Source organism: Luteimonas terrae (assembly GCF_031457535.1).
GTDB classification, from domain to species: Bacteria; Pseudomonadota; Gammaproteobacteria; order Xanthomonadales; family Xanthomonadaceae; genus Luteimonas; species Luteimonas terrae_A.
Map to the genome: position 1 here is coordinate 72,865 of NZ_JAVDWO010000002.1, position 14,980 is coordinate 87,844.

13 protein-coding genes are annotated in these 14,980 nt (G+C 68.5%); 4 read left to right on the forward strand and 9 right to left on the reverse strand.

Annotated features, from left to right (window positions below):
- Positions 1-19: 19 nt before the first annotated feature.
- The 4 genes from J2W68_RS02705 (at position 20) to J2W68_RS02720 (ending at position 5,979) form a co-directional block, all read left to right on the forward strand.
- Positions 20-3,478, forward strand: coding sequence for a hybrid sensor histidine kinase/response regulator (locus J2W68_RS02705; RefSeq protein WP_310232576.1), 3,459 nt, complete (start codon positions 20-22; stop codon positions 3,476-3,478).
- 171 nt (positions 3,479-3,649) lie between these two features.
- Positions 3,650-4,588, forward strand: a complete 939-nt coding sequence (locus J2W68_RS02710; RefSeq protein WP_310232578.1) for a DegV family protein — start codon at positions 3,650-3,652, stop codon at positions 4,586-4,588.
- Between the two features lie 361 nt (positions 4,589-4,949).
- Positions 4,950-5,291 (forward strand): hypothetical protein, encoded by a 342-nt coding sequence (locus J2W68_RS02715; RefSeq protein WP_310232579.1) that lies wholly within the window; start codon positions 4,950-4,952, stop codon positions 5,289-5,291.
- Between the two features lies 1 nt (position 5,292).
- Positions 5,293-5,979 carry an ATP-binding protein gene (locus tag J2W68_RS02720; RefSeq protein WP_310232581.1) on the forward strand — a complete coding sequence of 229 codons (687 nt, stop codon included), beginning with the start codon at positions 5,293-5,295 and terminating at the stop codon, positions 5,977-5,979.
- 257 nt (positions 5,980-6,236) lie between these two features.
- On the opposite strand, the gene fghA is transcribed toward J2W68_RS02720, so the two are convergent.
- The 9 genes from fghA to J2W68_RS02765 form a co-directional block, all read right to left on the reverse strand.
- Positions 6,237-7,079, reverse strand: coding sequence for an S-formylglutathione hydrolase (gene fghA / locus J2W68_RS02725; protein WP_310232584.1), 843 nt, complete (start codon positions 7,077-7,079; stop codon positions 6,237-6,239).
- Between the two features lies 1 nt (position 7,080).
- On the reverse strand, positions 7,081-7,419 hold the full coding sequence (locus J2W68_RS02730) for a DUF3658 domain-containing protein (protein ID WP_310232586.1): 339 nt from the start codon (positions 7,417-7,419) through the stop codon (positions 7,081-7,083).
- Positions 7,419-8,528: an S-(hydroxymethyl)glutathione dehydrogenase/class III alcohol dehydrogenase gene (locus J2W68_RS02735; protein ID WP_310232587.1), complete on the reverse strand. Its 1,110-nt coding sequence runs from the start codon at positions 8,526-8,528 to the stop codon at positions 7,419-7,421. Before J2W68_RS02735 ends, J2W68_RS02730 begins: the two co-directional genes overlap by 1 nt.
- A gap of 21 nt (positions 8,529-8,549) precedes the next feature.
- On the reverse strand, positions 8,550-8,825 hold the full coding sequence (frmR, locus tag J2W68_RS02740; protein ID WP_310232588.1) for a formaldehyde-responsive transcriptional repressor FrmR: 276 nt from the start codon (positions 8,823-8,825) through the stop codon (positions 8,550-8,552).
- 61 nt (positions 8,826-8,886) lie between these two features.
- Positions 8,887-9,111 carry a hypothetical protein gene (locus tag J2W68_RS02745; RefSeq protein ID WP_310232590.1) on the reverse strand — a complete coding sequence of 75 codons (225 nt, stop codon included), beginning with the start codon at positions 9,109-9,111 and terminating at the stop codon, positions 8,887-8,889.
- A gap of 347 nt (positions 9,112-9,458) precedes the next feature.
- Positions 9,459-10,091: a glutathione S-transferase family protein gene (locus J2W68_RS02750; RefSeq protein WP_310232593.1), complete on the reverse strand. Its 633-nt coding sequence runs from the start codon at positions 10,089-10,091 to the stop codon at positions 9,459-9,461.
- Between the two features lie 59 nt (positions 10,092-10,150).
- Positions 10,151-10,699 (reverse strand): NUDIX domain-containing protein, encoded by a 549-nt coding sequence (locus J2W68_RS02755; RefSeq protein WP_310232596.1) that lies wholly within the window; start codon positions 10,697-10,699, stop codon positions 10,151-10,153.
- A gap of 73 nt (positions 10,700-10,772) precedes the next feature.
- On the reverse strand, positions 10,773-13,496 hold the full coding sequence (ppc, locus tag J2W68_RS02760; protein ID WP_310232598.1) for a phosphoenolpyruvate carboxylase: 2,724 nt from the start codon (positions 13,494-13,496) through the stop codon (positions 10,773-10,775).
- Between the two features lie 47 nt (positions 13,497-13,543).
- A complete protein-coding gene (locus tag J2W68_RS02765) occupies positions 13,544-14,908 on the reverse strand; it encodes a glutamate--cysteine ligase (protein WP_310232600.1) in 1,365 nt (454 codons plus the stop codon).
- Positions 14,909-14,980 lie beyond the last annotated feature (72 nt).

Here is a 14,980-nt window from a genome sequence, read left to right on the forward strand (position 1 = left end):
CCGCAACGAAGGGAACCGCATGCTGCCGGGCTGGGTACTGCTGCTGGTGTCGCTGGGCTATGCCGCATTGCTGTTCGCGGTGGCCTGGTACGGCGACCGGCGTCCGCTGTCCCCCGACCGGCCCTGGCTGCGCACGGCGGTCTACAGCCTGGGCATGGCGGTGTACTGCTCGTCGTGGACGTTCTACGGCGCGGTCGGCAGTGCGGCCCGGCAGGGCCTGGGCTATCTGCCGATCTATCTCGGCCCGCTGCTGTTGCTGCTGTTCGGCTGGCGCATTCTCGAGCGACTGGCGCTGATCGCGCAGTCGCAGAACACGGTCTCCATCGCCGACTTCATCGCCTCGCGCTACGGACGCTCACAGCGGCTGGCGGCGATGGTCGCGCTGATCGCGCTGGTCGCGGCGGTGCCGTATCTGGCGCTGCAGTACAAGGCGGTCGCGATCAGCCTCGGTGTGCTCGGTGGCCCGGACGATCCGGTCACCCCGTTCGGCGATCCGGCGTTCTACGTCGCCGCGCTGATGGCGCTGTTCGCGATCCTGTTCGGCACGCGCCAGGTCGATGCCACCGAGCATCGTCCCGGCATGATGCTGGCCGTCGCGCTGGAATCGCTGGTCAAGCTGGTCGCCCTGGTCGCGGTGGGTGTATTCGCGATCGCGTGGTTCGACGGCAGCGACCTCAAGCTGGTCGAGGCGACGCAGGCGCTGGTCAAGGATGCGCCGCCCAGCAGCTTCGTCGCCCAGTGCCTGCTCGCGTTCGCGGCCCTGATCTGCCTGCCGCGCCAGTTCCATGTGGCGATTGTCGAGTGCGGCGACGTGCGCGACATCCGTCGCGCGCGCTGGCTGTTCGGCGGCTACCTGGTGATCATCTGCGTGATGGTGCTGCCGATTGCCAGCGCCGGCGTGGCGCTGTTCGGCCGAGACGGGCCGGTGGCGCCGGACAGCTTCGTGCTGGCGCTGCCGATGGCGATGAACGCCGATTCGCTGGCGCTGTTCGCCTACATCGGTGGCTTCTCGGCGGCGACCGGCATGGTCATCGTGTCCTCGGTCGCGCTGGCGACGATGGTCAGCAACGATCTGGTGATGCCGCTGCTGCTGCGCCGCGGCTACGCAGAACGCCATGGCGGCAACGTCGCACGCACGGTGTTGTGGATCCGCCGGATCGCGATCGTCTGCCTGGCCGCGCTCGCCTACGGCTACTACCGCGTCAGCGGCACCGACACCACGCTCGCATCGTTCGGGCTGATGGCCTTCGTCGCGGTCGCGCAGTTCGCGCCTGCGTTGATCGGGGGCCTGTACTGGCGCGGCGCGAGCCGGCGCGGCGTCGAGGTGGGTCTGCTGATCGGCTTTGGCGTGTGGACCTACACGCTGCTGCTGCCGACGCTCACGCAGTCGGGCTGGCTCGATCCGCAATGGCTGACGAGCGGGCCATTCGGCATCGACTGGCTGCGACCGCATGCACTGTTCGGCCTCGCCGGCTGGGACCCGCTGACCCACGGCACGTTCTGGTCGCTGCTGCTCAACGTCGGCGCGCTGCTGCTGGTGTCGGCGCGCTGGCGCCCCACCCTCGACGAGCGCCTGCGCGCAGCGCCGTTCCTCGATCCCTATGCCGAACGCCGTACGTTCGCGTCCGAGGACTGGAGCGGCACCGTCGGCATTCCCGATCTGCTGACGCTGACCGGCCGCATCGTCGGCGAGCGCACCGCCCGCGCGGCGTTTGACGAACATGCGCAGGTGCAGGGCAAGCCGCTCGCGCTCAATGCGCCTGCCGACCGCACCTGGCTGCAGTTCACCGAGCGCCAGCTGGCGGCCGCGGTGGGTGCGTCGTCGGCGCGCCTGCTGATGACCAGCGCGCTGAAGGGTTCGGGCATGGAGGTCGACGAGGTCGTCGCGATGCTCGACGAGGCCGGCCAGGAGCTGCGCTTCAACCGCGAGGTGCTGTCGTCGACGCTGGAGAACATCGACCATGGGGTGAGCGTGGTCGACCGCACGATGCGGCTGGTCGCGTGGAACCGCAGCTACCAGCGGCTGTTCGGCTATCCCGACAACATGCTCTACGTCGGCCGGCCGGTCGCCGACCTGATCCGCTACAACGCCGAACGCGGCGAACTCGGCCCGCGCGATGTGATCGACATCGATACCGAGATCGACAAGCGCATCGCCTACATGCGCGCCGGTTCGCCGCATGTGTCCGAGCGGGTGCTCGGCAACGGCCAGGTCATCGAACTGCGTGGCCAGCCGCTGCCCGGCGGCGGTTATGCGACCAGCTACAGCGACGTCACCGACTACAAGCGCGTGGAACGCGAGCTGCGCGACATCAACGAAACGCTGGAGCAGCGCGTCGCCGATCGCACGCGCGAGGCCGAGGCTGCGCAGGAGTCGCGTTCGCGCTTCCTCACCGCGGTCAGCCACGACGTGCTGCAGCCGCTCAACGCCGCGCGACTGTTCACCTCGGCGCTGCGTGAAACCCAGGACGGCGCGGAGCAGAAGCACCTTGCCGAGCGCGTCGACACCTCGCTGCGCGCGGCCGAGGAACTGCTCGACGGTCTGCTCGACGTCTCGCGCCTCGATGCCGGCGCGCTCAAACCCGAGATCGTCGATCTCGACGTGTCCGAACTGATGCGCCAGCTCGCCGGCCAGTACGCGCCGATGGCCAAGGCGCGCAAGCTCGACATTCGCCTGCACGCATTGCCGATCGCGGTGCGCAGCGATCGCCGCCTGCTGCGCCGCGTGCTGCAGAATTTTCTCGCCAACGCGCTGCGCTACACCCGCAGCGGGCGCATCGTGCTGTCGGCGCGCCGCCGCGGCGACCAGGTCGCGCTGCAGGTCTGGGACACGGGGCCAGGCATTCCCGAGCACCACATGAGCCAGATCTACGACGAGTTCCACCGCTACGAACAGAACTTCGACTGGGACGGCCGCGGCCTGGGTCTGGGCCTGTCGATCTGCCAGCGCATCTCGCGCCTGCTCGGCCACACGCTCGACGCGCGCTCGAGCGTCGGCCGCGGCAGCATGTTTTCGATCACCGTGCCGCGCAGCGTCATGGCGACGTTGCCGCCCACTGCAACGCCCGCGCCGCTGCACGACGAATCCCTGCAGGGCCTGCGCGTGCTCTGCGTCGACAACGACGACGACATCCTCGCCGGCATGCGCGCCCTGCTGCGCCGCTGGGGCGTGGAGCCGCTGTGCGCCAAGACCATCGACGAGGCGATCGCCTGCATGGACGAATCGCCCGACGTGATGCTGGTCGACTATCACCTGCACGACCGTCTCGACGGGCTCGACACCCTCGATGCACTGCGTGGGATCTCGCCCGACGTCCCAGGCGCGCTGCTGACCGCCGACGGCAGCGACACGCTCAAGCAGACCGCGCGCATCCGCGGCTATCGCGTGCTGACCAAGCCAGTGAAGCCGGCCTCGATGCGCGCCTTCCTCGGTGCCCAGCGCATGGCCGCCACCGCGCGCCGCGCCCGCGGCGACTGACGGCGTTGCCGTCGTCTCCGGCGTGACGATCGGGCGGGACATTGCACGCGCGGGTTGGCCCGCCGGCGCGCCGATGCTCCGGCGCTTGGCGTAGAGTGATCCGGACGCCACGCGCCCGCCTTGCGACCCGCGGGCACAGACGGGCGCCGACCACGAAGAACGGGAGGATTCATGCGCATTGGAATCGTCGTCGACTCGGCCTGTGATCTGCCGCCCGACTGGTTGACCGCCCACAACGTCAAGCTGCTGCCGGTGACGGTGAAGATCGGCCAGTCCGAATTCGTGGATCTGCGCGACGAGCGCGCGACGCTGGATTTCATCGAGAGCCATGTGACCGGCCGCCACACCGCCGAGACCGCGGCGTATCCCGCCGACAAGATCAAGGCGCTGTTCCTCGACCAACTGGTCATCGACTACGACTACGTGTTCTGCCTGACGGTCACGCGGCATCGCAGTCAGATCCACGACAACGCCACCCACGCCAGCTTCGCGATCCTCAACGAATACAAGCCGATCCGTGCCCAGGCCGGACACACGACACCGTTCGCGCTGCGCATCGTCGATTCGCAACAGGTCTTCGCCGGCCAGGGCATCCTGCCGGTGGAAGCGGTGCGGCTGCGCGATGCCGGTGCGAGCGCGCCGGAGATCCGCAGCCGGCTCGAATTCCTCGCCGAACGCAGCTACGCATACATGGTGCCGCGCGACCTGGGCTACCTGCGCGCACGCATCAAGCACCGTGGTGACCGCAGCGTCAGCCTGCTCGCGGCAATGATCGGCAGCGCGCTCGACATCAAACCGGTGCTGTACTGCCACCGCGGCGACACCGGCCCGGTCGGCAAGATCCGCGGCTTCGAGCCGGCCGCGGAGAAACTCTTCGCCTTCGCCGTCGAACGCGTCCGCGCCGGCCTGCTCACGCCGACGCTGTGCCTGAGCTACGGCGGCGAACTCGAACAGATGCACGCCCTGCCCGGCTACGCCGCGCTGGTCGCCGCGTGCGAGGAGCATCACGTCGAACGGTTCGAAACGGTAATGAGCCTGACCGGCATGGTCAACGTGGGCTCCGGTTCGCTGACGCTGGGTTTCGCGGCAGCGCCGCATGCGTTTGCGTGACCACGTTCTGACCTGATCGCGATCCGCGCGATGAGGTCGGGAACAGGGCGCGGACGGAGCAAAAATCTGCGCGCCCGCGACTGTCACGTTGCAGCAGAGGCGCCTGCGATCACTCAATCGTCGCCCCGGCGGCTCCTGACAGACGCATGTCTGGTCAAGCTGGAACCGATTTTCGCGGGTAGTTCCGAAGCGCAACATGGGCCCCCGCTTTTGCTGGGGCGACAGCGGAGGTCGCTCCCAGTTTCCATGGGTGGTTCCGTCTGATCGACCATGTCTCACCGCCCGACGGTCTCCACATGACGGATTTCTAACGCGCCCGGTTGCTAGGCTGGCGGCCTTCGTATCGCCGGATGGACGCCGCATGAGTACCCGCTATCTGATCCGATTGCCCGAACCCGAGCAGGCCCGTGCGTCCGGTGAGCACGCCTTGCGCTCGCAGGGTGCGGCCGGGATTGCCGCCGAACTGCAGGACGCCCTGCGCGGTGACGCCCTGTTCGCGCGCTGGCGCGACCAGCAACCGGATCCGGACGAGGTCGACCCGGCGCTCGGCATCACCGATCCCGACGCGCAGGTCAGCGGCGAGGATCGCGATCTCGGCGTGGATCTGGTTGTGACCACCTCGATTTCCAGCACCGTGCTCAAGCACCGCCTGCGCCTGCTCGCCGGCAGCGCGTGGGAACTGCGCGACGTCCGCGCCGGCTGAGATGGCCGAGGCGCCCACGCCGGTGCTGCTGTCCTGGAGCGGCGGCAAGGACGCGGCCTGGGCGCTGCATGTGCTGCGCCAGCGCGACGATGTCGAGGTCGTCGGACTCGTCACGACGATCACCGAAGGCTTCGAGCGCATTTCGATGCAGGGCATCCGCGTCGAGGTGCTGCACGCACAGGCACGCGCCACAGGCCTGCCGGTGATCGAAGCGCGGATGCCGCAGGCCGCGGACAATGCGATCTACGAAGCCGTCTTCGCCGATGCCCTGCAGACGGCGCGATTGCGCTGGCCCGGCCTGCGCACGATTGCTTTCGGCGACCTGTTCCTCAACGACATCCGCGCCTGGCGGCAGGCGCAATGCGCGAAGCTGGACTGGGAGGCGCTGTTCCCGCTGTTCGGCCGTGACACGTTGGCGCTCGCCCGCGAGATGCAGCAACAAGGCCTGTGCGCGGCGCTGTGCTGCGTCGACACCACGCAACTCGATGCCCGCTTCGCCGGGCGCATCTTCGACGACGTGCTACTCGAGGCCTTGCCCCCGCAGATCGACCCCTGCGGTGAGCACGGCGAATTCCATACCTGCGTCTACGACGGACCGATGTTCGCCGCGCCACTGCACCTTGCGCAGGGGGAGACCGTGCTGCGCGACGCCCGCTTCGCCTATACCGACTTTCGCCTGCATCCATGATCGACGAGACCGCAGGCGCGCCGACCCGTGTTTCCGCGGCGGCGTAGTCAGCACGCGCTGGGGGATTTCAAGCAACACATGCGCGTCGGCGGCCACCCGCACGGCGCGGGGTCGTGGCGCGAGTGGCAAGCACATGCGCGACGAAGCCGGTCGGCTTCCGCACGCCGGACAGCAGCGCGGTATCGGGCATCGGCACCCCACTCCATGGACGCCGCCGCGCCGTTGTCCACGACGCGGCCGTGCACAGCGCGTCCGAATCAGCCTTGGGCGTGCAGCGCCTTGGCGTGATGCGCGATGTGCGCGCCGATGAAGCTGGCGATGAAGTAGTAGCTGTGGTCGTAACCGGGCTGCAGGCGCAGCTCGATCGGATGGCCCGCGGCCTCGCACGCGGCCTGGAGCAGTTGCGGCTTCAGCTGGCCGTCGAGGAACTCGTCGGCGTCGCCCTGGTCGATCAGCAGCGGCAGGCGCTCGGCCGCGTGTTCCACCAGCGCGGTCGCATCAAAGGCACGCCACGCCGCGCGGTCGTCGCCGAGATAGGCGCCCAGCGCCTTCTCGCCCCACGGCACCTGGCTCGGCGCGACGATCGGCGAGAAGGCGGACACGCTGCGATAGCGGCCGGGATTCTTCAGCGCGATCACCAGCGCACCATGCCCCCCCATCGAATGACCACTGATTGCGCGCGCACCATTGGCCGGCAATTCGGCCTCGACCAGTGCCGGCAACTCGTTTACGACGTAGTCGTACATGCGGTAGTGCGTGGACCATGGCGCCTGCGTCGCGTCGACATAGAAGCCCGCGCCCTTGCCGAGGTCGTAGCCCTCGGCATCAGGCACGTCGTCGCCACGCGGGCTGGTGTCGGGCGCGACGAGGATCACGCCGTGCTCGGCCGCGTAACGCTGCGCGCCGGCCTTGGTGATGAAGTTCTGCTCGTTGCAGGTCAGGCCCGAGAGCCAGTACAGCACCGGCAGCTTCGCGGTGTCGGCCTGCGGCGGCAGGTAGACCGCGAAGCGCATCGTGCAGCCGAGCGTCTTCGATGCATGTTCGTAGACGTCCTGCCAGCCGCCGAAGCAGGCGCGGTGTTCGATGCGCGCGAGGGTCATGTCAGTGGACCTGCTGATTGTCGGAGAGACGGATCTCGTAGGTCTTGAGCACCTGCGGATCGCCCTTGCCTTCGATGCGACCCGCCTGCGCGAGCGCGCGGATTCGCAGCACGTAGACCTCTTCGGGCAGATCCTCGTAGGCGTCGGGCGCGGCGATCATCACCCCCGAGGCGATGAACCCGGCCTTCTTCCAGCTGCGGTCGAGCGCGGACAGGATCGCCTGGTCGATCTGCATCAGATCGCCATCGTCGAGGTTCGCGATCGCGTCGCGTGCGTCCTCGTCGAGATCAAGATGCGCGACAGCGGCTTCGAGTGCGGACTTGTCCATGAAGGCGGCCATCAGAAGTGCACCACGGTGCGGATCGACTTGCCGGCATGCATCAGCTCAAAGGCCTCGTTGATTTGCTCCAGCCCCATCGTGTGGGTGACGAAGGGTTCGAGATCGATGCGCCCCGCCATCGCGTCCTCGACCATGCCCGGCAATTGGGTGCGGCCCTTGACCCCGCCGAAGGCCGAGCCGCGCCACACGCGCCCGGTCACCAGCTGGAACGGCCGCGTGCTGATCTCCTGGCCGGCGCCGGCGACGCCGATGATGACGCTCTCGCCCCAGCCCTTGTGGCAGCACTCGAGCGCGGCGCGCATCACGTTGACGTTGCCGATGCACTCGAACGAGAAATCGACGCCGCCGTCGGTCAGGTCGACGATGACGTCCTGGATCGGCTTGTCGTGATCCTTGGGGTTGATGCAGTCGGTCGCGCCCATCGAGGTCGCGAGGTCGAACTTGCCGGCATTGGTGTCGATCGCGAGGATCCGGCTCGCACCGGCCTGCACCGCGCCCTGGATCACCGCGAGGCCAATGCCGCCGAGTCCGAACACCGCGACCGTGTCGCCGGCCTTGACCTTCGCAGTGTTGTGCACCGCGCCGATGCCGGTGGTGACGCCGCAGCCGAGCAGGCACACCTGCTCCGGGTTCGCCTCCGGATTGATCTTCGCCAGCGAGATCTCGTTGACCACGGTGTATTCGCTGAAGGTGCTGCAGCCCATGTAGTGGTAGATCGGCTCGCCGTTGTAGGAGAAGCGCGTGGTGCCGTCCGGCATCAGGCCCTTGCCCTGGGTGGCGCGCACCTTCTGGCACAGGTTGGTCTTGCCCGACAGGCAGAACTTGCACTCGCGGCATTCGGCCGTGTACAGCGGGATGACGTGATCACCGGGCGCGAGCGAGGTCACGCCCTCGCCCACTTCGACCACGATGCCCGCACCCTCGTGGCCGAGCACGCTCGGGAAGATGCCTTCCGGATCGTCGCCCGACAGCGTGAACGCATCGGTGTGGCAGACGCCGGTGTGGGTGATCTTGACCAGCACCTCGCCGGCTTGCGGCGGCGCGACGTCGATCTCGACGATCTTCAGCGGTTCGCCAGCGGCGAACGCAACGGCGGCACGTGACTTCATAGAAACTCCCTGAAACGATGGTTACTTGAGATAGGTGCGCACCAGCGCGACGGCATCGTCGACGCTGGCGCGGCGGTGTTCGGGCGAGTCGGCCCGCTGGCCGAGCTCCTCGCGCAGGTGACTTTCAAGCACGCCGGACATCAAGCCGTTGACCGCGCCGCGCAACGCGGCGAGCTGCTGCAGCACGGGACCGCAGTCGGCGCCGGCTTCGAGTGCACGTTCCAACGCGTCAAGCTGCCCGCGCATGCGGCGCACACGGGTCATGACCCGCTTTTTTTCCTCGGGCGAATGCGGCACTGGCGATGCCTCGGTTGATACTCCAGGGGAGTATACGCCAGTCGCCACCGGACTGCAGCGCTCAGCCTGACGCGGGATCGTCCTGAATCAGACCGGCGTCGGTCAGCAGCATATTCACGCGATCCTGGACATAGGCGTCGAGTTCCGGCGGCACACGCTCGGTCAAGGGACGCGCCGCCTCTCCGAATGCTTCCAACACCTCGTCCTGCGGCAATGTGCGGCGCAGCTCGGCAAGTTGGCCGGCCAAGCGTTCGAGCTCGATATCGATGTCGTGCTGGGTCTTCATGGGCACAGCCTGCACCCGCGACCGTGTCCGCAACGTGGACCCGCAGACCGGCGTTCATCTGCAGGCGGACGCGGCCTGCCCCTGACGTCGCCTGCGCGCGCGTGATGGCTCTTTTCTTCAGGCACCGGTGGAGCGCCTGCGAACACCCTGACGTCGCCTGCGCGCGCGTGATGGCTCGGACGAACATCACCCACCAGGACCGGCGTCAGCGCCCTGTCGTCGGATGCAGTGCGACGCTTCGGCGCGCGTATCGCCGCTCTGGGCGCCCTGACCTGAGACGCGGACACACGCGCGCCAGTCCGGATGCCGGCCCACGGTGCGACCGGTTTTCCCGGTGCCGCGGCCGCTCAAGCCTGGTTCGGCATCGCCGCATCGTCGAGCGCACTGGCGCGCTGCCACGCGGGCCGCGCCTGCAGCCGCTCGACGTATGCGACGAATGCCGGATGCGCCGGTAGCGACTTGAACATCAGGCCCCATGCGATCTGGCTGCCGACATAGACATCGGCCGCGCTGAAGCGTGCGCCGGCAATCCACGGCGCAGCGTCGGAGACGGCGCCCGCCAGCGCTTCGACGGTTCGATCGAAGCTGCCGTAGCCGACCATCTGTGCCCGCTCGGCCGGTGCCAGCAGGCCGAGCGATTTCGCGGTCACGGCCGCTTCCAGCGGACCCGCGGCGAAGAACAGCCAGCGGTGATAGGCCGCGCGTGCACGTGGCGTGTCCTCCGGCTGCAGTCCCGCGCCCGGGAACGTCTGCGCCAGATACGCGCAGATCGCCGCGGCCTCGGTCACCACCGCGTCGCCGTGCACCAGGGTGGGCACCTTGCCCATCGGATTGATCGCCAGGAACGCGGGCGCTTTCATCCCATTGCCGTAGTCCAGCATCTCGGTGCGATAGGGCTGCCCGCTTTCCTCCAGCATCCAGCGCGCAATGCGTCCGCGCGACATCGGGTTGGTGTAGAGCACGAGATCGTCAGTGGTCATGGCGCACGCCGGGCTTGGAGACGATGCGAGTGTGCACGTCTGCCACCGCTGGCGGCACCCTAGGCGCCGGCTGCCTCGTGCACGACTGTCGATCCGGCATCGGCCGCGACGTGTTCGAGCATGAACGTCTCGCGGTGGATCGACAGGCCCATGCGTGGATCCGCGCGCTGCAGCACCGCCCGGTTGTGGGCAATCGCGGCCTGCAGATCCACCCAGACCGGGCGCATGCCGTTGGCCTGCTCGTAGGGCTCCATCCGGACATCGCCGAGCGTCGCATCGATGGCGCAGACATAGAAATGCGAGGTCATGTGCATGAGGTCGTACGCCGGCGACCGCTCGGGCCGGTATTCCTCGACGACGCCGTAATCGCGTAATACGTGGATATGCATGGCACCCGTTTCCTCCGCCAGTTCGCGATGCAGGGCCGCCACCGGCGCCTCGCCGTCGGCAATGCCGCCGCCGGGAAAGCTGAAATCGTCGTAGCGCTCGGTGTACAGCAGCAGGATCGACGTCTCGCGCTGCACGATGGCGCGCGCGGCATGGCGGCGCAGCACGCGCCCCTCGCGCGTGGCGAGCGCGGGGTGGACCAGTTCGGTGATCAATCGCATCGGCGGACTCCGGCGGAACGGAGCGCAGTGTGACCCAGGCGCCGCCGGCCGGGCGCCGATATGCGCGCGAACCTCAGCCGGTGTTCTGGATGCCCGCCGCAATGCCGTTGACGGTCGACACCAGCGCGCTGAGCAGTGCTTCGTCCTCGCGACCGGTCGCGCGCCAGCGGCGCAGCAGTTCGACCTGCAGCAGGCTGATCGGATCGACATAGGGATTGCGCAGCCGGATCGACAGCTGCAGGCGATAGTCGTCGGCCAGCAGCACGTCCTGTTCCTTGAGCAGCAGGATCGCATCGCGCGTGCGCAGGCACTCGTCGAGGATGCCGGGAAAGAACGCGTCGTGCGCGTCGCCGGCAAGGCGCGAGTAGCGCTCGAAGATCGCGATGTCGGTCTTGGCCAGCAACATTTCCACGTCATCGAGCGCGGCGCTGAAGAACGGCCAGTCGCGCGCCAGCTCGGTCATCGCCTGCTGGCCGTAGGTCTGGATGCCGTGCTGCAGCGCCGTGCCGAGGCCGTACCAGCCGGTCAGGCCGGAACGGTTCTGCGCCCAAGCGAATACCCACGGAATCGCACGCAGGTTGGAGATGCCGCCATCGCGCCGGCGCGACGGACGCGAGCCGATCTGCAGGCGCTCGATGACGTCGATCGGGGTCGCCGCGCGGAAGTAGTCGGGGAAGTCGGCGCGTTCGTGCACCAGCGCGCGATAGTGCGCGCGCGAGACGTCGGCCAGATCGGTCGCGATCGCGCGCCAGGTGTCCTCGCGCGGATCGGGCGCGCGCGGACGCAGCGTCGCCTGCAGCACGGCCGCGGTCGACTGCTCGAGATTGCGCAGTGCCAGGGCGCGGATGCCGTACTTGCGGTGGATCACTTCGCCCTGCTCGGTCACGCGCAGGCTGCCGTCGACCGAGCCGCGCGGGGCGGCATTGATCGCGCGTCCGGTCTTGCCGCCACCGCGGCTCACCGAGCCGCCGCGGCCGTGGAAGAACACGATGCGCACGCCGGCGTCGCGGGCCAGCGCGGTCAGTTCGACCTGGGTGCGCTGCAGCGCCCAGCGCGAGGCCAGCAGGCCGCCGTCCTTCGCGCTGTCGGAGTAGCCGAGCATCACCGTCTGGCGTTCACCGCGCGCGGCCAGATGCGCGCGGTAACGCGGGTCATCGAACAGCGCGCGCATCACCGCAGGCGCGGCCTCCAGATCATCGACGGTCTCGAACAGCGGCGCCACGTCGAGCGGCACCTGGCCATCCTCGACGCAGCCGGCGATACGCGCCAGCGCGAGCACCGCGAGCGCATCGGCAGCGCTGCGCGCCATCGAGATGATGTACAGGCCGGTGGCGGAGGCGCCATGACTGCGGCGCAGGTCGGTCACCGCGTCGAACACACCCAGCGTCGAGGCGACGCTGTCGTGCGAGAGCGCGCCATTCGCCTTGGGCGGTGCATCGAGCATTGCGTGCAGGCGTTCGACACGTGCCTCGACATCGAGCCCCGCCCAGTCGCTGCCGTCGATCTGGCCGAGCACGTCGTCGTGCACCGCCGAATCCTGGCGCAGGTCCAGCGCGGCAAGATGGAACCCGAACGTGCGCGCACGCCACAGCAGGCGATCGAGCGCGAACTGGCCGGCATGCGCGCCGCGGTTGTCGCGCAGGCTGGCGTCCATCAGGTCGAGGTCGGCCAGGAACGCGTCGGCGTCCGCGTAGCCCGCGCGATGGTCGGCATCGGTCAGGCGCAGGCGCAGCTGCATCAGGTCGAGCAGGCGTCGGTACGGCATGTCGGCATGGCGCGGGTTGAGCGCCGCATCGGCGTCGGGAAGCCGGCGCCGGTAATCGTCGACGCGCGCGGTGATCGCCTCGTCAATCGTCGCGCGGCCCAGGGTTTGGGTCAGCACGTTGCCGAGTCCGCGCAGATCGCGGCGGTACTGCGCCAGTGCCTGGCTGCGTTGCGCACCGAGGGCGGCGCGCATGGTGTCGCCATTGACGTTCGGATTGCCGTCCATGTCGCCGCCGACCCACGTGCCGAAGCGCAGCACCTGCGGCAGCACGGGCCGTGCGCCGTAGACCGATTCGATCGCGTCGCCGAGCGCCTCGTAGAACACCGGCAGCACGCGGTAGAGCACGTTCGACAGGTAGTAGCCGACGTGCTCGACCTCGTCGGCGACGGTCGGCTTGCGCGCGGGGGATTCGGAGGTCTGCCACGCCGAGGTCAACGCCAGCACGATGCGCGCATCGTCGGCGCGGCGTTCGGTCGGCGTGCGCTCGCGGTCGATGTCGGCGATCAGGCGCTCGACGATCGTGCGTTCCTTCTCCAGCAGCACGCGGCGCACCGCTTCGGTCGGGTGCGCGGTGAACACCGGCTCGATGTGCAGGCGCGCGAGCGCGGCCTCAAGCTGCGGCAGATCGACGCCAGCGGCCTTCAGCTCGTGCAGCACCGACTCCAATCCACCGGGCTGCGGCGCATCGCCGGTGCGCTGGTAGTCGCGGCGGCGGCGGATCCGGTGCACGCGCTCGGCGAGATTGATCGCGCCGAAATATGCCGCGAACGCACGTACCAGCGCGTCGGCATCGTCGAGCGAGACATCGGCTAGGCCGTCGGCGAGCGTGTCGACCGGCGCGCCGGTTTCGCGGCGGGCGATCGCGGCGCGGCGCACAGCTTCGACCTGGTCGAGCAAGGCAGGCGACACCTGCTCGGACAGCATGTCGCCGACCATCGCGCCGAGGCGGCGGACGTCGTCGCGGAGCAGGGTGTCGGTCTTCGCGAAACCGACTTCGCGCAAGGAGGTGGGCTGGTCGTCGTGGGCGTTCATCCGGCCACGTTACACAAGCCCCGCGTGACTGTCGTGCAAGGCGTGCGTCAGTACGCGAACTCGCGGAACACGCGATCGATGTCGCCCTGCCACGGCCCTTGGTACAGGGCGAGCTTGCGCTCGGCAGGCGTTTCGCCGGATTCCACGATCTCGATCAGCGTGTCGAGGAACACGCGCTCGTCCTGGCCGCGCGGATTGAGGCGGGCGCGCCGCTGCAGGCCGGCCGCGGCGATTTTCAACGCCTCGATCGCCAGATCGCGCAGGGTGCCGTCGCGGAACGGGGTCTTGAGCGCGTAGCGCGGCACGTCGTCGCGCAGCGCGTTGCGCTCGACCATGGTGAAGTCGCGCACCAGATCCCACGCGGCATCGAGCGCCGCGTCGTCGTACAGCAGCCCGGTCCAGAACGCGGGCAGTGCGCACAGCCGGTTCCACGGACCGCCATCGGCGCCGCGCATTTCCAGATATTTCTTCAGCCGCACTTCGGGGAAGGCGGTGGTCATGTGATCGTTCCAGTCGCGCAGGGTGGGCAACTGGCCCGGCAGCACCGGCAGCTCGCCGCGCATGAAATCGCGGAAGCTCATGCCGGCGGCATCGTGGTAGATGCCGTCGCGGTAGGAGAAGTACATCGGCACGTCGAGCAGGTAGTCGACGTAACGCTCGTAGCCGAAGCCGTCCTCGAACACGAAGTCGAGCATGCCGGTGCGGTCGGCGTCGGTGTCGGTCCAGATGTGCGAGCGGTAGCTCAGATATCCGTTGGGTTTGCCTTCGGTGAACGGCGAATCGGCGAACAGCGCGGTCGCGATCGGCTGCAGCGCCAGCGACACGCGGAACTTCTTCACCATGTCGGCTTCGGACGCGTAATCGAGGTTGACTTGGACCGTGCAGGTGCGCGTCATCATGTCGAGGCCGAGGTCGCCGACCTTGGGCATGTAGTCGCGCATGATCCGGTAGCGGCCCTTGGGCATCCACGGCATGTCGTCGCGGCGCCACTTGGGCTGGAATCCCATGCCGAGGAACCCCAGGCGCAGTTCGTCGGCGACGCTCTTGACCTCGAACAGGTGTGCGCCGACTTCGCTGCAGGTCTGATGGATGGTTTCCAGCGGCGCGCCCGACAGCTCCAGCTGGCCGGCCGGTTCCAGCGTCACCGAGGCCCCGTCCTTGAGCAGGGCGATCGTGTGACCGCCCTCGTCGACCGCCTCCCAGCCGAAGCGGGTCAATCCGCGCAGCAACGCCTCGATACCGCGCTCGCCTTCGAAGGTGGGCGGGTGCAGGTCGTCGAGCCGGAAGCCGAACTTCTCGTGCTCGGTGCCGATGCGCCAAGCCTCGATCGGCTTCTCGCCCGAGGCCAGAACCTCGACCAGGGTGTTGCGGTCGGTGATGGGGGTATCGCTGACGTGGCTGGGGCTGGACATGCGGGCCGCTCGATCGGAAAGGGCGAGATGCGGGCCGGACCCGGAATCGCAAGGCGGCACTATAAGCGTGCC